Source organism: Chromobacterium sp. Beijing (assembly GCF_021496765.1).
Lineage (GTDB): Bacteria > Pseudomonadota > Gammaproteobacteria > Burkholderiales > Chromobacteriaceae > Chromobacterium.
This window is the reverse complement of record NZ_CP053750.1, coordinates 4,639,249-4,657,639: the sequence shown is the minus strand read 5'-3', so window position 1 is coordinate 4,657,639 and position 18,391 is coordinate 4,639,249. Positions and strand designations below refer to the sequence as shown.

Annotated in this window: 22 protein-coding genes; 4 read left to right on the top strand and 18 right to left on the bottom strand. The window is 54.8% G+C overall.

Translation table 11 applies throughout. The annotated features are described in order from the left end of the window. Window positions 1-33: 33 nt before the first annotated feature. The 13 genes from ybaK to HQN78_RS21695 form a co-directional block, all read right to left on the bottom strand. Complete coding sequence (ybaK, locus tag HQN78_RS21755; RefSeq protein ID WP_235086191.1) at window positions 34-519, bottom strand: Cys-tRNA(Pro) deacylase; 486 nt, start codon at window positions 517-519, stop codon at window positions 34-36. Window positions 520-554: 35 nt separating this feature from the next. After that, complete coding sequence (locus HQN78_RS21750) at window positions 555-1,514, bottom strand: hypothetical protein (protein WP_235086189.1); 960 nt, start codon at window positions 1,512-1,514, stop codon at window positions 555-557. 436 nt (window positions 1,515-1,950) lie between these two features. Beyond that, window positions 1,951-2,238 carry a hypothetical protein gene (locus tag HQN78_RS21745; RefSeq protein ID WP_235086187.1) on the bottom strand — a complete coding sequence of 96 codons (288 nt, stop codon included), beginning with the start codon at window positions 2,236-2,238 and terminating at the stop codon, window positions 1,951-1,953. An 86-nt stretch (window positions 2,239-2,324) separates the two neighbouring features. After that, window positions 2,325-3,953 carry a hypothetical protein gene (locus HQN78_RS21740; RefSeq protein ID WP_235086184.1) on the bottom strand — a complete coding sequence of 543 codons (1,629 nt, stop codon included), beginning with the start codon at window positions 3,951-3,953 and terminating at the stop codon, window positions 2,325-2,327. Beyond that, the gene (locus tag HQN78_RS21735; RefSeq protein ID WP_235086181.1) at window positions 3,950-4,828 is read right to left on the bottom strand and encodes a hypothetical protein; all 879 of its coding nucleotides are present in this window, start codon (window positions 4,826-4,828) and stop codon (window positions 3,950-3,952) included. Before HQN78_RS21735 ends, HQN78_RS21740 begins: the two co-directional genes overlap by 4 nt. Then, complete coding sequence (locus HQN78_RS21730) at window positions 4,825-5,871, bottom strand: hypothetical protein (protein WP_235086178.1); 1,047 nt, start codon at window positions 5,869-5,871, stop codon at window positions 4,825-4,827. The genes HQN78_RS21735 and HQN78_RS21730 overlap by 4 nt, the downstream gene beginning before the upstream one ends. Continuing rightward, window positions 5,868-7,010, bottom strand: a complete 1,143-nt coding sequence (locus HQN78_RS21725; protein ID WP_235086176.1) for a GTPase-associated system all-helical protein GASH — start codon at window positions 7,008-7,010, stop codon at window positions 5,868-5,870. The genes HQN78_RS21730 and HQN78_RS21725 overlap by 4 nt, the downstream gene beginning before the upstream one ends. Then, a complete protein-coding gene (locus HQN78_RS21720) occupies window positions 7,007-8,338 on the bottom strand; it encodes a metallophosphoesterase (RefSeq protein ID WP_235086173.1) in 1,332 nt (443 codons plus the stop codon). Before HQN78_RS21720 ends, HQN78_RS21725 begins: the two co-directional genes overlap by 4 nt. A gap of 353 nt (window positions 8,339-8,691) precedes the next feature. Beyond that, window positions 8,692-8,958: a hypothetical protein gene (locus HQN78_RS21715; protein WP_235086171.1), complete on the bottom strand. Its 267-nt coding sequence runs from the start codon at window positions 8,956-8,958 to the stop codon at window positions 8,692-8,694. Further along, a complete protein-coding gene (locus HQN78_RS21710; protein ID WP_235086169.1) occupies window positions 8,955-9,584 on the bottom strand; it encodes a sulfite oxidase heme-binding subunit YedZ in 630 nt (209 codons plus the stop codon). The genes HQN78_RS21715 and HQN78_RS21710 overlap by 4 nt, the downstream gene beginning before the upstream one ends. A 10-nt stretch (window positions 9,585-9,594) precedes the next feature. After that, a complete protein-coding gene (gene msrP / locus HQN78_RS21705) occupies window positions 9,595-10,512 on the bottom strand; it encodes a protein-methionine-sulfoxide reductase catalytic subunit MsrP (protein ID WP_107800747.1) in 918 nt (305 codons plus the stop codon). Window positions 10,513-10,585: 73 nt separating this feature from the next. Beyond that, the gene (locus HQN78_RS21700; protein ID WP_235086167.1) at window positions 10,586-11,521 is read right to left on the bottom strand and encodes a TIGR01212 family radical SAM protein; all 936 of its coding nucleotides are present in this window, start codon (window positions 11,519-11,521) and stop codon (window positions 10,586-10,588) included. A gap of 90 nt (window positions 11,522-11,611) precedes the next feature. Then, window positions 11,612-11,878, bottom strand: a complete 267-nt coding sequence (locus HQN78_RS21695; protein WP_227105299.1) for a hypothetical protein — start codon at window positions 11,876-11,878, stop codon at window positions 11,612-11,614. A 146-nt stretch (window positions 11,879-12,024) separates the two neighbouring features. Between HQN78_RS21695 and HQN78_RS21690 the strand changes: the two genes are divergently transcribed. From HQN78_RS21690 to HQN78_RS21675, 4 genes are read left to right on the top strand one after another with little or no spacing between them, the layout of a single operon-like run. Next, a complete protein-coding gene (locus HQN78_RS21690) occupies window positions 12,025-13,167 on the top strand; it encodes a homoserine O-acetyltransferase (protein WP_107801990.1) in 1,143 nt (380 codons plus the stop codon). Continuing rightward, window positions 13,164-13,769: a methionine biosynthesis protein MetW gene (gene metW, locus HQN78_RS21685; protein ID WP_227105300.1), complete on the top strand. Its 606-nt coding sequence runs from the start codon at window positions 13,164-13,166 to the stop codon at window positions 13,767-13,769. Before HQN78_RS21690 ends, metW begins: the two co-directional genes overlap by 4 nt. Before the next feature lie 52 nt (window positions 13,770-13,821). Then, entirely contained in the window at window positions 13,822-15,090 is a 1,269-nt protein-coding gene (locus HQN78_RS21680) for an AmpG family muropeptide MFS transporter (RefSeq protein WP_235086164.1), read from the top strand. Next, complete coding sequence (locus tag HQN78_RS21675) at window positions 15,087-15,437, top strand: MliC family protein (RefSeq protein ID WP_235086162.1); 351 nt, start codon at window positions 15,087-15,089, stop codon at window positions 15,435-15,437. Before HQN78_RS21680 ends, HQN78_RS21675 begins: the two co-directional genes overlap by 4 nt. Here the strand turns inward: HQN78_RS21675 and HQN78_RS21670 are convergent. Genes HQN78_RS21670 through HQN78_RS21650 form a run of 5 tightly spaced genes read right to left on the bottom strand, consistent with a single transcriptional unit; the run spans window position 15,434 to window position 18,356 of the window. Next, complete coding sequence (locus tag HQN78_RS21670; RefSeq protein WP_158274413.1) at window positions 15,434-15,859, bottom strand: type IV pilin protein; 426 nt, start codon at window positions 15,857-15,859, stop codon at window positions 15,434-15,436. The two genes, HQN78_RS21675 and HQN78_RS21670, sit on opposite strands and share 4 nt — an antisense overlap. Continuing rightward, on the bottom strand, window positions 15,856-16,512 hold the full coding sequence (locus tag HQN78_RS21665; protein WP_235086159.1) for a hypothetical protein: 657 nt from the start codon (window positions 16,510-16,512) through the stop codon (window positions 15,856-15,858). Before HQN78_RS21665 ends, HQN78_RS21670 begins: the two co-directional genes overlap by 4 nt. A 23-nt stretch (window positions 16,513-16,535) precedes the next feature. After that, complete coding sequence (locus HQN78_RS21660) at window positions 16,536-17,390, bottom strand: PilW family protein (RefSeq protein ID WP_235089887.1); 855 nt, start codon at window positions 17,388-17,390, stop codon at window positions 16,536-16,538. A 2-nt stretch (window positions 17,391-17,392) separates the two neighbouring features. Then, on the bottom strand, window positions 17,393-17,836 hold the full coding sequence (locus tag HQN78_RS21655) for a hypothetical protein (protein ID WP_235086157.1): 444 nt from the start codon (window positions 17,834-17,836) through the stop codon (window positions 17,393-17,395). Continuing rightward, complete coding sequence (locus HQN78_RS21650; RefSeq protein WP_235086154.1) at window positions 17,820-18,356, bottom strand: GspH/FimT family pseudopilin; 537 nt, start codon at window positions 18,354-18,356, stop codon at window positions 17,820-17,822. The genes HQN78_RS21655 and HQN78_RS21650 overlap by 17 nt, the downstream gene beginning before the upstream one ends. Window positions 18,357-18,391 lie beyond the last annotated feature (35 nt).

The following is an 18,391-nucleotide window of genomic DNA, read 5'->3' as shown; positions in this document are numbered from 1 at the left end:
TTGGTAATATCGATTCGGAAGTTAATGGGAAAACTATTTTAGCGCAACCTCAACTATATTAGGGCTCAGTACTCGAATTATTTCACTGGGAGCCATGCTGACTAAATACCCCCTTCTGCCACCGTTAATGTAAATAAGCGATAAATCTATAATAGTTTTTTCGATATAAACAGGCATGGCTTTTTTTGTTCCAAATGGGCTGGTGCCTCCAACAAGAAATCCTGTATGTCGATTGGCTACTTCAGGCAGACAAGGCTCTATCTTCTTGCAGCCAATCTGGCGAGCCAGCTCCTTCGTCGATACTTTACAGTCGCCATGCATTAGAACAATTAATGGCTTTTTTGTCTCATCTTCCATAATCAATGTTTTTACGACCCAGTGTTCATCAACGCCTAGTTCTTGTGATGATACTTTAGTGCCACCATGCTCTACGTAGGCATAGAGGTGGCTGTTAAAGCTCACCTTGTGCTGTTTCAGAAATTTTGTCGCTTGTGTTTCTGGTGGGTTGCCTAATTTCATTTTTCAGTATGTCCTATATCTTATTCACTTGGAGCTCAGTGTTCGCCCAGGATGGGGAGAAAGAATCTATGTTTTTCTTCCGGTTGAACATAATCTGAGTATAGGTATCCATAGTCTGCAGGCGACTCAGCCGTTATATATATTTCACTAAATTTATTTCTTAATAGTAGCAGGTGTGATTCAGAGCCATCCTTAGGAAAGTTGCGACTTTGAACGTTTTTCTCGGGTAGGAATAAGGAGATTAGCGATTTTTCCAGTATGTCAATGATTTGTGTATAGCTAAGGAGAGAACTCGAATTATTGAGGTCGTCTGTAAGTTGACCTGGTTTAAATAAAACTGCATAAGCATCTAGATTGGTTTTTTTGTGTAAAAATTCATTCAAAATGCGTGCTTCTGTACTATGCCCATTGCCTAATCTGTCTGAAACTTCTCTCGTTCCATCTTTTCCAATGGCTTTACCTATATATTCAATTTTTAACTGAAAAAGGTCCATGCCTGATTCTCTCTCATTTTCATGAATGAATGGAATGAGATTGTTTGAGAATTTAAATTTGGCAGATGAACTGGCAAAGTGGAATTTAAGAGCGTCTGGTGTGCCGGGAGAAAAATGTTCAAGTGTGATTTGGACAGGGTACTGCACACCAATGTGTGATTTTTCACATAATGGTGCTTGGCAATTCATCAAATTTAAAATTTTTGTTTTGCCGTCATTTAAGGTTACTTCGATTGATACTGAATATTTTCCGTTATCCTTGTCATAATAGATAATTGAATCAGGGATAATGCGTTTTTTAAATGTTGAAACAATTAGATAGATGTGATAGCCAGAAAAATCTCCATAAAAGTGACACAAATCACCAAGTGAATCCTCAACAACTTTGTACTCTCCTTCTTTTCTTGGGGCTTCTTTTAGTAAGGGGATGTGAACTAGGGGGACGAGTGTAGCTGGACCAGTTTCTAGAAAAAGTTTTCTGGATATCATATTTTTTAGCAACACAATTATTTATTTTTGGTGAAAAGATGTTAGCGCATCAACAACATCGCAAGTGAAAAATACACGGCCCTCTATGCCTAGCTGTGGTGGGGTAGCGATTGAGAGCTTTCGTTCATAGAGCCAAACTTTAAACTTGCTTTGTAATTCACTAGGCAATGATTCAAGTATGACTACGGGAGGGCAGTATGGCTTTCCGGAGCTTAGAGATGGCAAAAATGTATGTATTTCATATCCCTCCAGGGTAATCGGAGGAAGTGGCAATAGCTTTATCGGTGGCGCCATTAAATAATTCACCAAGCGAACAGGTGGGCAGCGGACAGTACGTGGGGTGTGCTAATAGCACACCCCTGGTATGGAGTAGCCGCTACGGGTATATGCTTATACAAATCTTAAAGATTTGTTAATAATGCCATTTGCATGATTGGCGTGACGGAAATTATTCTTCGTGTTTTTTTGTGGTTTTTATATATGATTTTTCTCCAAACCAGAATGACATATCTTCGAAGAAGATTTTTGCAGTTTTCTTATTTTTTATTATTTGAGAAAAATCATCTGTTGAAATTAATGATTTCTCACACAGCCTTAGAATGGCCTTTCTAAGCCGCTTACAATTGTCTTCCAGATAAAATATTCCCTGTCTAGGAAGCTGTGGTTCTAAAAGACTCCAAGCTGCAGCAGGAAGACTGTCTGTAGCCAAAGCATCATGGACAGAGTGAAATGCCATCGCAACTAATTTTCCCCGGTGAATAGAGTCAGTTGAAAGTCCTCTAGAAAGAATAAAAGCATCAAAATATAGTGACTTACTGTAATTTATAGCTTTATTGCATCGAGTGATTGCAACAAACCAAGGATCTGAATTGTTGATAGTTTTGACAAAATTTGGGGGACGTAGTGAGATATCTCTTCAAGAAATTCAGGGTTGATTTTTTCGGAAGAAATAAAAAATTTGGAAATCTCTATAGAATTGCTTACTGCGGCAGTTATCCAAATTTCTCTATGTAAATTAATGCTCGAGTTTATTGTATGCGATTTTTCAGAAATTATCTGTAAAGCTAGTGCATGGCCACACTTTTCGCATGCAGTTGATGATAAGTCTGGTCGATTGGCTTCTGTAATAGCATGGAAGGCTTGCTGATGTAAGTCAGGTCGTGCAGAAATAACTTGAAAGCCTGGCTTTTCAGAAATTCCATATAATTTCCAGAATAATGGCTGAGTAACGAGGTCAGGGCGATAGGCTAATACCGATGTGACAGTTTTATTGTCACGCTCAATGCCGTCAATTAATGTTGCAGATGGAAGTTTTTCCAAGCCTTTTTCCGCAATATTAATGCCGGCTGAATTTTTATTCAATAAGTCCGTTAACATTGATGGGGAGCTTTCCCAGATTTTTTGCGCTAGTGGGTAGCTGTGCTCATCCAAAAAGCTAGGATCGATTAAATTGATGTGATCCAGTACGAAATTAATGGCACCTTCTTGCATTTCGGTGATGCGTTCTAGCGCAGTTTTTGCAATCATTAAACGAGCGTTAACTGCATGGCCTTGCCCAAATAACTGGTCGATGGCTTCAACTGCCAAATTAATTCCACCTGGTTGTTCAATGTGAGTTATCAGGTGGTGTATTGCTGCCAATGGGCGAAATGCTTCACGGGTGCTATTTAATGTGGCGCCTTCTGATTTTAGAAAGTCTCGGAAAAAAGATGTGTTCGGACTTATAATGTCTTCGGTTGTGTGTTCAAGCCATGGGATGGATTTTGTTTCCTGGCTGATTGGGTCTACTAGGAGTATTTCAGGTATGCGGGCGATGCTTCTCTGTAAACTTGGTGGAATGAACTGAAGGTCGAAGCGCATGTTTTCCATGCTTCGATCGCCGAATGAGAGAGTGCAAAAACGGAATGACCTTCTGAGTTTTGGCCACTGCTGTCCCCAGATTGCCATAACTACGAGCTCATACTCTGCGCTAGCTGTAGTTGGCGCAACAATTGCATATTTTGACTTGCTATAAAGAGCGGCGATTATCTCGCGAGATAATTCTCCAATTCGATGTCCGCATGGCACGTTTGCAATCGAACTTATATCTGTAACAATAGGTGTGTCGTAGCGATCAAATCGAAATCCACTCGGGCGGGCATGTAGCATGGAGAGTCCCCCCGGATTTGGTAATGTTGCTAGATCACTGAAATCGACTAGCAGCGTATGAGTCCAGACTGATCCAGGCCTTGGTAGTTCGTCAGCAGGCCAAGTCCGTGCAATAGCATACATTCCTAGCCCAGTTAAGGGATAACCAGTCAAGTAGCCCTCTTCTGGAATTATTGCATTTGGACCTGATACATCGCTCATTGTCAGCAGTGCTCTAGCATCGCCAGCATTGAGTGGGAGGGATGCGCGTAGAAGGCGATGTCCGTCCGCATAGCCATGGAGGACTTGATGAACCTTAATCATACTTCAATCCGTGGCTGCATTAGCCATGCAATTGGTGATGTGAGATCGTACGTCGATCCTTCACCACCAATGATTTCAATTCTATCTGATAAATATATATAGCTAGTGCCTAGTTCTACCTCAGCCGGGGTCTTATTAGATACTTCATCTTGATCCGAAAATATTCCACCTTGCGCACTGACACCATATATTTTTGTTTCCCATTGATCAGCGTTGGATTGTAAATATTGATCTAACAAAGGAAGGTTTGTATGAAGAAATTTACAGGGTGTTATATTGGAGCTTTTTACGATATCCCACGCCGATATTATTATTGCTAGTTTACGTGGCCCAATATCAAGTGGAGCCCTTCTTAATAGTTGCAGTAAGTCTACTATTTTTACTTGAGTCGAGGCATTGCTTGGACGCCACTCATTGGTTGGGCTGCTTTGCAATTGATTTGGCTGTGGGCCAATTGCTTCTGCCCTGCGACCTTGTGTTTCTGAGTGATTTATTTTTTCGGAATGTATAAATAATAAAACGCATGGAGTAGTAAGAAGTGTGATCGTTTCAATGTCACAGTCGCGTTGTTCCCATATGTCACGGTATGTTTCTCCAGGCAGATCAGGTAAGGTAATAGAAAATCTATTTCCATTACCATCGCAAAGTTGCATCGATACTGTCTTTAACCCATAGGTATTTGTTCGTTCTTGAACTTTTCCTTGGGACCAGCGCTTTTGAATTGCATTCAGATATGCGCGATCATCGGTACCTAGAGAGGCGAGCGAGAGTTGTAATTCATCTCTATCGTCGTTAAGAAGATGCCAAAGAGCCGCTAGATAAGTTGTCTTTCCCGACTCTGGCAGTCCCATAATGACTACATCTGGAGATGTCATTCTTCAGGTCTCTCATAAGAAATTTTATGAACTATCCAAAATGCACGCTGCTTTATATTTTCTTCTGTGAATTGCGTATCTTCAAAAGAGTTATATTTTCTTGGTGTTAGCCAGTGATACAGGATGTCATCCATTCCTGCCCCTGGGGCCCCTCTGTCTGGATGAGCTGCAATGATGAATTTATTTACCGATCCGGCCGAGTTGCTAAATATTTTTCTTGTATACTGGACAAAATTTTCAAAAAGAGCGTGAATATGATTACTGGATGTTGTTGACTGTATCAAGTCATTTTTTGTGAGGACGCATGTGACATGTACCGCGTGAGGAAATTCCTCATTTTCTACCAATGAGCGAATTATCATTTTAAGCTCACTGAGGTGTCCGTGTTGTTCTTCTTTATCTATTAATCGCTCTCCATCAACCAAAATAGTAACATGGTCAGCATTATTTACTTCCCACGGATTCGTTATTGCATCTGAATTGTTTGCGAGGGTTGCATAATCCTCCCCGGTTCTATCCGCAATAAGAAATGCAGTACGCTCTTTTATTCCTGAGTGATGTAGTTCAAGGTGGTAGTAGTGAGTTGCGCCATGCCTCGTACGTTCTATTTCGGGTGTGTTACCGCCTGATGTTGTGCGCCCACCATGGCAGATGCGCTCAAAGGCGACAAGTGTTTTCGATCTAGAAAAATTCAATTCTCGACGAGCGCCACCTTGAAATAATTCAAGTAGGCATGCAATCATACTTGTCTTCCCTGACCCCGGTACTCCGATCAAGACAATAAGACGAGTTGGAACTGCTCTGAAGATGGTGCTTAGCTCGTTTTGCTTCAGGGCCTCACCATCAGGTAAAACTTCTCGGGGAATCTCTTGGAGTTGAGGCTCTTCATCTAAGCTATCATCAAGAAGTATCTCAGGCTCGCCAGATTGTCCTTTGCCAAAATTCTGACACAACTCTGTTGATAGCCCCTCTAAGCATTTTCCTGTCTCAGCAACTCTGCATTGGGGATTGCTGCAGGTGATAGTTGTGTCTACAGCTGTCACAGCAATTCGCCTCGTTTCGCACGAGAAATCAAGCATTCTCGGTAGAATTGAAGGGCAAGCTTAGCCAAGGGGAACTGAGTTTTTTCGTCAATTCCAGTTTGCTTCGCCCAATATGGCAGTCCGTTATCTGTATCAGTTAAATAATGTGAAAGTGCATTATGGAGAGGCAGTGTTAAGTCCGAAGTTGTTTTTCCTTGTATCATAAGGTCTATCCAGCCTTGGTTAAGACTGCGAATTACTTCAGGAATGCTCATCTCTTGTTCAAGGGCAACTCCTGCTCGGCTGAACAATGATAGAATTGATTCTGGACCTGGTAGATTTGTCGTTGTATTCGCAAGTTCAAAAGCCACTAGAAATGAGTTTGCGCCAAGAGGAATATCAGTAAAATTTAAATTGAATTCATGCGAGCGCCCACCAATAAGCAACCAAAGCATATCAACTTCCTCATCTTGAACTTTGAGGTAGCGGTTCATTTTCTCCATTGACGTGTTAACGTTCTGAGTTAATTGAGTGATTGCACTAAAAGTCATGTCAGCCAATTTCTCAATCGCATTTGCAGATGCGTCTGGTGTAGACCCTTCTGCACTCTCAGAGGTATCTTCGGAATCTTGAAGTGCCTCGTCGTATGCATCCATAACGTCTGAAGAGGAGAGTTTTGGAATTTCTATTCCAATTAGAGTTGGTCTTGTTCGATGCGTGAGTGAAAGCCGCTTGACTATTTTGTCTGCTTGTTCGGAAAGATTAATCGCTCCTATTAGAGGTTTTGCACCGGCGAGAGTTGAGGCTGATACCATTAATGCTGTAAGTGCTGAGCTGTCGGTATCTCCATCCATCAACGTAGCAAGGCAACATGCAGCTAGCACACGTAGCTCATGATCATTGTCTTCGCTGGAGTCAAATAGCGTATCGTATTTCTGTATAGCAGTAATTAGGCCTGTAACAATTCTCTTTACCGGCTTTCCCTGTTGTTGAGAAACGGCCTGGATGAGTGTCTCTATTACTTCGTGAGTGGCCACTTGAATAATCTCGTTAACAGCCAGCCAACGCTGTTCGAGGGTGTTTGCTTCTGGTGCAGCGTTGTACCGAAGTTCGTTGCACCATCCTGCAAATTTTGGATGTTGAGTTTTCTTGTAAGTCATGCCCCCTCCTGATGATCTTGAATAGCACTAATGAGTTTTGAGGTCATGCCTCGGTCTCGTGCTCGCTCCCAAACACGCCGGCATTGATCCAAGGAGGAGAGCAAGAAATCGTCTGCTCCACGTAAGTCGAGCGCGGAAGCGATTTCTATTGATTGTTTTACTGGCATTGTCATGTAAATATCGTAAGCATCTTCGGCTGATAGGGCGTCGCGAATTGCTTCGTTATTTGATTTACTTGCAAATGGGATTGACCCCAAAAGCGGTACATCCAATACTCCATTTTGAGGAGATTGCTCTCTTATAGTTTTCTCATCTGCTTCAGATGGAGAGGGCCCTTGGCCTCGTACGAGGAAAGTCCTTGTGAATGCTGATTCATCATCATCCATTGGATTAAGTATGAATTTGCGTGGGCTGGGCTGTAATCGATAAGACCACATTGACACCTTTAACCACCTAGTGGTGCCTGTAGTTTCAACATCTAGCCCAATCAGCGAAAATCCTGGATCATATCCAGCTTCTCTTCTTGACGGGTTTAGAGAGCCCGCACAAAGCCTAATAGACTGTGGATAAGACTCCGGTTTCAGCCAGTGCTCATGCCCGAATAGTTGAATATGGGCACCGTTTCTTATCTCTTCCTCAACCGTGCGCTCATCTGAGAACCAGCTAGGTGGATGGTGACACATTGACATGTAGATAACATTGTCTATCGGGTCAAAGACCAATTGATTGGGGCTAACGAAAAGCTGCCCCTTTTGGTCATTGTCACCATTGCATTGAGATAAAAATGTGGATGTTAGCCCATATACACAGAGTTCAACACTATCTCCAAGCTCCCATCTTCTTTTCCAACGCTGCGCCATTGGAAGACTTATCTCGCATTGAAAATTGGCTGCAAACTGATTATATGCTGCCAATGGTCGCATAAGAAATGCTGCAGATTCTGTATCCTTAGCCTTCCTCTTGAACTCATCAGCAATGGCGGAGCCAGTTGACTTCAACGAATTGTGAACAGAGCGAACGCTCTCACTTTTGCATGCAGAACGGCTGATGTCATGGTTACCGGGTACAACCATGACGTCACTTCTACTTAGGCCAAACTGGTTGATCATTTCGTCTAACCAAGTAAGTGCAGCAGCGTATTCGTCTGGGTCTGCGCTGTTAGCAATATCACCAGTGATCGCGATCGCATCTATTTTACGATTCAGCAACCCTGCCTGCCTAAGTGCACTATTGATCAATAGCCTACGAATTGGTGTTTCAGGGTCATCCTCAGGCGACTTACAGTCCGGTGCGGAGAAATGAATGTCCGAGAGATGAAGAATCAGCATAGTGAGTAGTTGCCTGTGCGTTGGGCTTGAGTCTCGACAGGTAAGAATTATTGCAGATTGGAATGAAAACAACGAGGAAAAATGCTTTTTACATCATATTTGTATGAGGTGGCGAGCATTGCCTAGACATTGTGTATTGTATTCAATATACGTACATTGTAGGCGTGCATCCGTGTACTGAGCCAAGTGTGGTGGTTGAGTTGTCAGGCGGTAGTGCTTTTCTGTCTTAAGATCGGACTCATAGTGTGGACATAAGACTAACGTCTTCTCAACAAGCAGTTCGTTGTCTGTGGACATTCTGAGGTCCAGTGAGAGCCTTTTAGAATAAGCCCTCGCGGGTTGTCTATAGCTGTTTACCTAACCCGTAAACAATGCTCGTCCACGCCCAACTCCCACGCCGACACCGTGGTGCCGCCCTTTTCCTCGTACTTGTACAGATGCTCGCTATAAGCGACCTGATGCTCACGCAATACCCGGACCGCCTGAGTGACCGGGGCTTTCTCCTTGGACATGATCTTCACGGTGAAAAACAAAACGCCACTGTAGAAGTTTGAGCGCCGGCTGGCAAACCCCAAGCCGCCGCTTAGCCGCTCCAGTGCGGGGGATTTGTCCCAGCTCAAGCGCCGCCGGGCCGGCGCAGCCGCCACCACAGCCGCAGCCCCAGCAGCACAGCCAACACCACCGCGTAGATCAAGGGCTGGCTCAGGTCCTTCTTCACCAACCACCAGTAATGGATGACCGCCAGCAAGGCCGTCGGATAGACCAGCCGATGCAGCCGGCCCCAGTTGCGCTTGAGCCGGCGCATCCAACCCTGGGTGGAGGTCAGCGCCAACGGCGTCATCAGCAAGAGCGCGGCGAAACCGACGGTGATGAAGGGCCGCTTGTAGATGTCCCTGACGACGCCGGCCCAATCGAAAGACTGGTCCAGCCACAAATAGGTCAGGAAATGCAGGCTCAGGTAGAAAAAGGCGAACAAGCCCAGCATGCGCCGGCACTTGAGCGGCCAGCCGCCAGCCCCCAAACGCCGCAAGGGCGTCATCGCCAGCGTCGCCAGCAGCCACACCAAGGTCCAAGTGCCGGTGGAACGAGTGATGAACTCCACCGGGTTCACCGCCTCGCCGGACAGCACAATCCAGGCGGCACGCGCCAGCGGCAACAGACAGACCGCGAACAGCAGGCATTTGAACCAGGCCAAGGCGCGGTCTGCCGGACGAGCGGTAACGGATTTAAGGTGCAAAGTCGTCATCCCCGCTCCATCAATAATTCTTGCGCAGATCCAGGCCGCGGTACAAACCCGCCACCTGATCGGCGTAGCCGTTGAACATCAGCGTCTTGCGCTTGAAGAACTCGCCGATGCGGCGCTCGCTGGCCTGGCTCCAGCGCGGGTGATCCACCTCCGGGTTCACATTGGAATAGAAACCGTACTCGCGCGCATTGGCCCTATTCCAACTGGTGGCCGGCATGGTTTCCTGCAGATGGATGCGCACGATGGACTTGATGCTCTTGAAACCGTATTTCCACGGCACCACCAGGCGGATGGGCGCGCCGTTCTGATTGGGCAACACATCGTTGTACAGGCCGACGGCCAGAATGGTCAGCGGATGCATCGCTTCGTCCATGCGCAGGCCCTCGCGGTAGGGCCAGTCCAGCACCCGGCCGCGCTGGCCGGGCATTTCCGCCGGCCGCTGCAGGGTTTCGAAGGCCACGTACTTGGCGCGCGAGGTCGGGTTCATCTGCTTGAGCAGACTGGCCAGCGGAAAGCCCACCCATGGAATCACCATGCTCCAGCCCTCGACGCAGCGCAGCCGGTAAACGCGCTCCTCCAGCGGCATTTTCAGCAATTGCTCGATGCCGAAGCTGCGCGGCTTGGCCACCTCGCCGTCCACCAGCACGTTCCAGGGACGGGTTTTCAGGCTGCCGGCATTCGCCGCCGGGTCCGACTTGTCGGTGCCGAACTCGTAGAAATTGTTATAGCCGGCAATCTCTTTCAGGCTATTGGCCTTGTCGTTGCCGGCCAGCGTCGACAAGGGGCTTTTCTTGGCGGCCAGCGCCGCCAGCGTCTCGGCGGACAGCAGCAAGCCGGCGCTGCCCAGCATGAAGTGGCGGCGGTTCAAATACACGCCTTCCGGCGTGATGTCCGACGAGGGAATATCGGCGGGCTTCTTGATCAGCATGGCGGTGTCTCCAGTCTTTACCCCCATGAGTCGGGAGCGGCTCCTGAATCTGACAATCGACCACGCCGATAATTTACGCAAGCGGCTCCGCATCCGCCCGCCAGGCCTGACCCAAGGCGCTGCCCTGGCCGCCGTCGCGCGCCAGGCGCCGGCCTATGGCCTGCAAGGCGGTCCAGCGCGGCCCGCACCAGTCCGGCGCGATCAAGGTGGGCGCTTGCGCGGTGGCCGACACCCGATGGTAGACCACCTGCGGCGGCGTGCGGCGGATCAGGCTGGCCGCCAGCTCGGCGTAGTCGTCCAGGCTCCACGGCGTCACTTCGCCGCGCCGGTATTGCGCCGCCATCCGCGATCCGCGCACCACCATCAGCGGATGCAGCTTCAGCCCTTCCACGCCGATATCCAATACCGTGTCCAGCGAGGCGTGGACGGCGGCGGCGTCCTCGCCGGGCAGTCCGGCGATCAGATGGGTGCAAATCTTGAGCCCGTGCCGGCGCGCGCGTCGCACCGCGTCGCGATATTCGGCCAGGCCGTGGCCGCGCCGGATCAAGACCTGGGTCTGGTCATGCGCGGTCTGCAAGCCCAGTTCCAGCCACACCTCGCCGCCTTGGTCCTGATATTCCGCCAGCAGGGCCAGCGCGGCGTCCGGCACGCAATCCGGCCGGGTGCCGACGCACAGGCCCACCACATCGGCGCCTGCCAGCGCCTCGTCGTACAGCCGGCGCAGCAGCTCGGCTTCGGCATAAGTGCTGGTATAAGCCTGGAAATAGGCGAGGTAGCGCCGCGCGCGGTCGGTCTTCTCCTTCTCCCGCGCCAACTGCTCGCTGATAGACAAGGCGGCCGGGTCGCGGCCGAAACTGCGCACATTGCAAAAGGTGCAGCCGCCGCGCCCCAGCGTGCCGTCGCGGTTGGGACAGGTGAAATCGCCGGCGAGCGACAATTTATGCACCGGCTCGCCGAAGCGGCGTTTCAGATAATAGCCAAAGGTATGCAGATGCCGGGTCAGATCCATCGCCAAACAAAGCCCAAAGCCGGGCAGTCTAGCAAGCAGGCCGCCCGGAAGCGCTGAGCGGGATCAAGGATGGACGCGGCGGCACCGCTCTTAAAGACGATGCCAGCCCAATAGATACAGCAGCGAAAACAGCCCGGCGCTGAGCAGCAGCGCCAACGCCAAGGTGCTGAACAGCTCGTGCAGGCTCTGCCGCTGGCGCCGGTTGAGCAGCCAGCGCGCCAGCATCAGCAAAACGCCGCACAATACGAAAAACTTGAAGAGACGACCGAACATGGCGGGCCAGCGGAAGAAAGTCGCCCGATTATCCGGCGCGCCGCCCCGGCTGGCAAGACGGCTGTCGCCGGCGGCGAAAGACATGCTAAAGTCCTGGCTGTAGCCTACAGGAGGCTCCGCGACAGAGAATGGCCGGCATGGACCGGCCGCCGGCGGAGCGACAGCATGCGCGCAGCCGGCCCCGGCTCGCCGCGCATGCCGAAAATAGCAAAAGAGGCACTCAAGTCACCATGTCCGACCTCCACGACTCCGTCGGCATCGTCACGGCCCAAACCGCCGTGTTCGATACCCCCTTGCCGCTGAACAGCGGCGCCGTCCTGCCCGGCTATCAGCTGCGCTTCGAAACCTACGGCGAACTCAACGCCGCCAAAAGCAACGCCATCCTGATCTGTCACGCCTTGTCCGGCCATCATCACGTGGCCGGCCGGCACCAGGCGGACGACAAGGCCGCCGGCTGGTGGGACAATATGGTGGGCCCCGGCAAGCCCATAGACACCCGCCGCTTCTTCGTGGTGGGCGTCAACAATCTGGGCGGCTGCCACGGCAGCACCGGCCCGTCCAGCGTCAATCCGGCCACCGGCCGGCCCTGGGGTTCCGGCTTTCCCGTCGTCACCGTGTCAGACTGGGTCACCAGCCAGGCGCGGCTGGCGGACCGGCTGGGCGTGGAACGCTGGGCGGCGGTGATAGGCGGCAGCCTGGGCGGCATGCAGGCCATGCAATGGAGCATCGACTACCCGGAGCGCATCGCCCACGCGTTGCTGATCGCCTCCGCGCCCAAATTGTCGGCGCAGAACATCGCCTTCAACGATGTGGCGCGCCAGGCCATCCTCACCGATCCCGAATTCCACGGCGGCGATTTCTACGCCCACGACGCGCTGCCGCGGCGCGGCCTGCGGCTGGCGCGCATGCTCGGCCACATCACCTATCTGTCCGACGACGGCATGGGCGAGAAATTCGGCCGCATGCTGCGCTCCGGCGAGTACCGCTTCGGCTACGACGTGGAGTTCGAGATCGAATCCTATCTGCGCTATCAGGGCGACAAGTTCTCCGACGCCTTCGACGCCAACACCTACCTGCTGATGACCAAGGCGCTGGACTACTTCGATCCGGCCAAGGACTTCGGCGGCGATCTCGTCGCCGCGCTGAAAAAGGCCAGCGCCCGCTTTCTGGTGGCCAGCTTCACCAGCGACTGGCGCTTCTCCCCTGAGCGCTCGCGCGAAACCGTCAAGGCGCTGGTGGCCGCCAACCGGCCTGTGTCCTACGCCGAGATCGAATCCGTCCACGGCCACGACGCCTTCTTGATGACCGACGAGCCCTATGTCCAATTGATGCGCGCCTACCTCGACCGCGTGGCGCGGGAGGTGCAAGCATGAACGCTCCGCAAACCACGGCGCCCTTGCGCGCCGACCTGCGCCTGATCGCCGACTGGATCGCGCCCGACAGCCGCGTGCTGGACCTGGGCTGCGGCGACGGCGCGCTGCTGTCCTGGCTGGGCCGCAACAAACAGGTGGTCGGCTACGGCGTGGACCTGGATGTCGGCAATGTCGTCAAATGCGTAAACGCCGGCGTCAACGCGCTGCAAGGCGATCTGGAAACCGGCCTGGCCGAATTCGACAGCGACGCCTTCGACCACGTGGTGCTGTCGCAAACCATACAGGCGATGCGCGAAACCGAGCAGATCCTGAACGAGATGCTGCGCGTCGGCCGCGAAGCCATCGTCACGTTTCCCAACTTCGGCTACTGGGAAAACCGCTGGCAGATCCTGCAAGGCCACATGCCGGTCTCCGACACCATTCCCTACCAGTGGTACGATACGCCCAACATTCACTGGTGCATGCTCGGCGACTTCGAAGCGCTGTGCGCCAAGAATCGGCTGCGCGTGGTGGAACGCGTGGTGATGAACGGGGTCAAACGGGTGACTTTCATGCCCAATCTGCGCGGCAGCCTGGCCTTCTACCGGGTGGCGCGCCAATAACAACAAGCGGCGGGCTCGTCTCGCCGCGCGATCCGTAGAAACTGGCCTGCCCATGAGCAACACAACCATAGACTGGCGGCGCGACGTCTTTTCGCGCACGATGCTGATCTGCGTCTTCACCGGCTTCGCCTCCGGTCTTCCGCTGTACACCCTGATCAATCTGCTTCCCGCCTGGCTGCGCAGCGAAGGCGTCGACCTCAAGGCCATCGGTCTGTTCGCGCTGATCGGCCTGCCCTATACCTGGAAATTCCTGTGGTCCCCCTTGATGGACCGCTACGTGCCGCCGCTGCTGGGCCGCCGTCGCGGCTGGATGCTGCTGACCCAGCTGGCGCTGATCGTCACCATGGCCGGCTTCGGCCTGTTCAATCCGGCCCAGCACATCTGGAGCATCGCCGCGCTGGCGGTGGGCGTGGCCTTCTTCTCCGCCAGCCAGGACATCGTGCTGGACGCCTATCGCCGCGAGATCCTCAGCGACAACGAACTGGGCCTCGGCAATACCGTGCACATCAACGCCTACCGCTTGGCCGGCCTGGTTCCGGGTTCGCTGTCGCTGATCCTGGCCGATCACATCTCCTGGGATCAGGTCTTCCTGATCACCGCGCTGTTCATGATCCCCGGCCTACTGATGACGCTGCGAGTCAGCGAGCCCAAGCTCGCCGGTCAAGCGCCCAAGACCCTGCGCGAAGCCGTGGTCGAACCCTTCCATGAATTCATCACCCGCCAGGGCTGGCAGGGCGCGGCCTGGATTCTGGGCTTCATCTTCCTGTACAAGCTGGGCGACAGCATGGCCACCTCGCTGGCCACCCCCTTCTACATGGACATGGGTTACGCCAAATCCCAGATCGGCCTGGTGGCCAAGCACGCGGCGCTGTGGCCGGCGGTGATAGGCGGCCTGCTCGGCGGCCTGTGGATGATCAAGCTGGGCATCAACCGGGCGCTGTGGGCCTTCGGCGTGGTGCAGGTGCTGTCCATCCTGGGCTTCGCCTGGCTGGCCAGCTACGGCCGCTTCGCCTCCATCGGCGCGCATGAACTGAGCATGCTGGCCGTGGTCATCGGCTTCGAGGCGCTGGGCGTGGGTCTTGGCACCGCGGCCTTCGTCGCCTTCATCGCCAAGAGCACTCACCCGGCCTACACCGCCACCCAGTTCGCCTTGTTCACCAGTCTGGCGGCGGTGCCGCGCACCCTGGCCAACGCCTCCACCGGCTACATCATCGACGCCATAGGCTGGACCAGTTTTTTCCTGTTGTGCACCGCGCTGGCGCTGCCCGGCATGGTGTTGTTGCTGAAAGTCGCCCCATGGAGGGAAAAGGAGGGAGCATGAAGGCATGGAAACCAGCGTTGCTCTGCGCAACGCTGCTGAGCGCGTCCTGCGCCGCGTCGGCCTCCGCCGACACGGCCATGCAAACCATCAAATACCGCTGCAACGGCAGCAAAATGGTGGTGGTGGAGTATCCGCAGCAGCAAAGCGGCGCCGCCATCCAGCTGAACTGGAACCATCACCGCTACCGGCTGACGCCGGCCAAGGTCGCTCAGGGCGAGCGTTACGTCAGCCAACAACTGATCTGGTCGCTGCTGGACGAGCAAGCGCGCCTGACCACTCGCGGCGGCCGCGTGCTGGCGCAAGGCTGCCGCAAGATCCAGCTGCCGGCAACGGCCGACGGCGCTTAATCTCCCCAGGCCCGGCACGACTGCGGGCCGGACTCCTCCGGCCCGCATTGCGCCAGATTGCCGTCCTGATCCAGGCTCAGCTGCAAGCGGCCGGCCAAACGGTGGCCGGCCCTGGGCTTGGCCAGCAAACGGAAACTGGCTTGTCCGGCGCTGTCCGAGCCCAGGCTGACGCTGCCCAGCCGAATGTCGAAATCGCGGGTGGCGGGTCGCGGCAGAGGCGGCCATGCAGTGGATCCCGAGCGGTTTTCCAGATGCCAGCGCTGGATGAAATGCAGATTCTCCAATAGCGCCGCGCGCGCCTCCGCCAACTGCCCGCGCAATATCTGCTGCTGATAGGCCGGCCAGGCCATCGCGGCCAGAATGGCCGCCACCGCCATCGCCGTCAGCAATTCCAGCAAGCTCATGCCCGCTTGCGTCCTCATTGCGCCTCCTCCGGCAAACGCCAATTCAAACGCCCGCCGCGGCCGGCCTGCGCGCCCGCCCCGGCCCAGAACCAACTCTGCACGGTCAGCATGTCGCGCTCGCTCTCGCCCCAGACCCTCACGCTGACTCGATACAAACGGCCGCCCACGCCGGCGATCCGGAATGCCGGATTGAGCAATTCCAGCACATAACGCGGCGAACTCCAGCGCTGCCCTGCGCGCGGCCGCGCCGGCAAGCAGGACGCCGGCGGACGGCCGGGCGTCGCCTCCAAGCCGCGGCTGGGGCCGCAAGGATGCAAGAGCGGCCATCTCGCCCCGTTGATCTGGACGCTGCGCCTCCATACATCGGGCTCGGTCGCGCACAAGCCGTATCCGACGCCGGCGACAGCGGATAGGCAATCCGGCATGAACCAGCCCAGGCCGCGGGCGTCTCCTTGCCAGGGAATGCCGGCTTCGCTCGTCAGAGCGTCCTCGAAACGGAGGTTCAAATCCAAGGTCCGCCGTTCCGCCGCCCGCAACGCCTGCAAGGCCGCCAGCCTCAATGCGCGCTCCTCCGCCAGGTTGCGCGTAGCGCGCTGCTCCACCGCCACCGAGCGCGCGCTGCCCATGGCCAACACCGTCAGCAGACTGAGCAGCGGCAGAATCAGCCACAACACCGCTCCGCGCCGCCGGGCCCTCATCCGCCCGGCTCCAGCGCGCACGGCAGGGCCGGCGTCAGCGCCACCACCGTAGTCCAGCTCCGCCGGCGGCCGCCCGCTTGCAACTCAAGCGCCAGTTCCACCCGCGACAGCCGCTTCCAATCCTCCGCGCCCAATTGCTCCGGCCCCTCCCTCCAGGCCAGCGCCAATGGTCGACACCCGCTGCGAACGCCAAGGCGCTGCCTCAACGCCGCCACGCCCGTCGCCAGCAATTGCGGCGGCTCCGCCGCTCTGCCGGGCAGGCTTTCCTCCAACCACAGCGCGTCGCCATCGTCACCCTCGCGACGCAGAACGTAACGCTGCGAGGCGATGGCCAAGACCTCCAAGGAGGCGATGTCCGCGCCGCTCAAGAGCCCGGCCTTCGCCGCCCCCGGCCAGGTCAGCACATGCGCGCCGGCCTCCCGTCGCCATTCCAGCCCCGGCTCGCCCCGCTTCAACAGCCTCAGGCTGGAACAACTGGCCAGCGCCGCCTCTTCCCAATCCTCCTCGCCTTGCCAACTCAGCGTGGTCCGCGTCGCGTCCTCCGCCAGCAAGACCGCCGCCGCGCCAACCCCGTAGCGAAAGCGCATGCCTTCCGGCGCCTCGAACCCTCGCCCCGGCGACTCCATCGCCTGCGCGCAAGCGAAACGTCCATGCTTGCGCCAGCTTTCCGCCAATTGCGCCAGCGCGAACTGTCCATCCTGATGTTGACGCAAACCGTTCTCCAACACGCGCAAGCTGCCCTGCATCGTCAACGCCCCCTGCAAGGCCAGCGCCAACACCAGCAGCCCCATGCTCGTCGCCACCATCATTTCCACCAGGGAGAAGCCCTGGACGCGCGCGCGGGCCGCCACGGTCAAGGTTCGTCCAAGGCCAGCGCGTAACGACGCTCAAAACGACCGGCGCCGTCTCCTGCCGACATGCCGGTCCAAGTCAGCCTCACATAGGCAACGGCGCCCCGCTGCTCGCAAAGCGCCGTCATCGCGTCCAGCGCGCCGCGGCATGAGCTCGCCTCAATCGCCCCTTCCAAGCCTTCCAGCCGCTGCCGCAAACGCGCCCAATCCGCCTGAGCTTGCGCCGACGCTTGCTCCGCCGCCGTCTCCGGCCACAACAGCGCCGCCTCCCCCAGTTCGAGCGCCGCCGCGATCGCCTCCGCCCGCAACAAGGCGTCGCGGCCATGCAGCAGAGCGCGCAATTGCACCGAGGACAGCGCCAGCATCGATACCATGACCAAGAACAAGGCCAGCATGGTTTCCAGCAAGGCGCCACCGCGCACGGCGGACTCAGGCCGGGCAGTCATGATCCGCCCTGCCGACTTCCGCTCGGCCATGAGCGCTGACCGTCAGCGTCAAGCACACGCCGGCGCGCGGGCTTTCCAACAACAGGCGCGCGCTCTGGCCGCGGGCCAGCCGTCCGTTCGGCATGAATTGCAGCTGATCCCGTTCCGCGCGCATCCTGACCTTGCCCACGGCGAACACCAGCAGATGCAAACGCTCCTGGCTGTCGTAGCCGGCCTGGGCGCCGCTCCCTTTATCCGCATACACCAACGCGCCGCGGTCCCACACCTGCCGCTGCTTGGCGCAGCCTTGCAATTGCAGATTGCGCTTCAGATTGGCCGCGCACACGTATACCGGCCGCTTGCTCCTCAGCGCCTCGCTACGGGCAAAGTGCAATAGATTGGCCATTGCCTGGGCATGGCTGCGCAATTGCTGCGTCGACAATAAACGGCCCAGTCCCGGCGCGGCGATCGCCAGACAGAGCAGCATGATCGCCAGAACCGTCATGGCCTCAATCAGGGTGAAACCGGACTGAGTTCGCATCGCAGGCTCCCCGTCTCATTGGGTACCTGGCTAAT

What these genes read in the sequence shown, in the direction of transcription:
- ybaK (WP_235086191.1), bottom strand. Translation starts at nt 519, where the DNA reads ATGAAATTAGGCAACCCACCAGAAACACAAGCGACAAAATTTCTGAAA.
- HQN78_RS21745 (WP_235086187.1), bottom strand. Translation starts at nt 2,238, where the DNA reads ATGGCATTTCACTCTGTCCATGATGCTTTGGCTACAGACAGTCTTCCT.
- HQN78_RS21740 (WP_235086184.1), bottom strand. Translation starts at nt 3,953, where the DNA reads ATGATTAAGGTTCATCAAGTCCTCCATGGCTATGCGGACGGACATCGC.
- HQN78_RS21735 (WP_235086181.1), bottom strand. Translation starts at nt 4,828, where the DNA reads ATGACATCTCCAGATGTAGTCATTATGGGACTGCCAGAGTCGGGAAAG.
- HQN78_RS21725 (WP_235086176.1), bottom strand. Translation starts at nt 7,010, where the DNA reads ATGACTTACAAGAAAACTCAACATCCAAAATTTGCAGGATGGTGCAAC.
- HQN78_RS21720 (WP_235086173.1), bottom strand. Translation starts at nt 8,338, where the DNA reads ATGCTGATTCTTCATCTCTCGGACATTCATTTCTCCGCACCGGACTGT.
- HQN78_RS21710 (WP_235086169.1), bottom strand. Translation starts at nt 9,584, where the DNA reads ATGACGACTTTGCACCTTAAATCCGTTACCGCTCGTCCGGCAGACCGC.
- msrP (WP_107800747.1), bottom strand. Translation starts at nt 10,512, where the DNA reads ATGCTGATCAAGAAGCCCGCCGATATTCCCTCGTCGGACATCACGCCG.
- HQN78_RS21700 (WP_235086167.1), bottom strand. Translation starts at nt 11,521, where the DNA reads ATGGATCTGACCCGGCATCTGCATACCTTTGGCTATTATCTGAAACGC.
- HQN78_RS21695 (WP_227105299.1), bottom strand. Translation starts at nt 11,878, where the DNA reads ATGTCTTTCGCCGCCGGCGACAGCCGTCTTGCCAGCCGGGGCGGCGCG.
- HQN78_RS21690 (WP_107801990.1), top strand. Translation starts at nt 12,025, where the DNA reads ATGTCCGACCTCCACGACTCCGTCGGCATCGTCACGGCCCAAACCGCC.
- metW (WP_227105300.1), top strand. Translation starts at nt 13,164, where the DNA reads ATGAACGCTCCGCAAACCACGGCGCCCTTGCGCGCCGACCTGCGCCTG.
- HQN78_RS21680 (WP_235086164.1), top strand. Translation starts at nt 13,822, where the DNA reads ATGAGCAACACAACCATAGACTGGCGGCGCGACGTCTTTTCGCGCACG.
- HQN78_RS21675 (WP_235086162.1), top strand. Translation starts at nt 15,087, where the DNA reads ATGAAGGCATGGAAACCAGCGTTGCTCTGCGCAACGCTGCTGAGCGCG.
- HQN78_RS21670 (WP_158274413.1), bottom strand. Translation starts at nt 15,859, where the DNA reads ATGAGGACGCAAGCGGGCATGAGCTTGCTGGAATTGCTGACGGCGATG.
- HQN78_RS21655 (WP_235086157.1), bottom strand. Translation starts at nt 17,836, where the DNA reads ATGACTGCCCGGCCTGAGTCCGCCGTGCGCGGTGGCGCCTTGCTGGAA.
- HQN78_RS21650 (WP_235086154.1), bottom strand. Translation starts at nt 18,356, where the DNA reads ATGCGAACTCAGTCCGGTTTCACCCTGATTGAGGCCATGACGGTTCTG.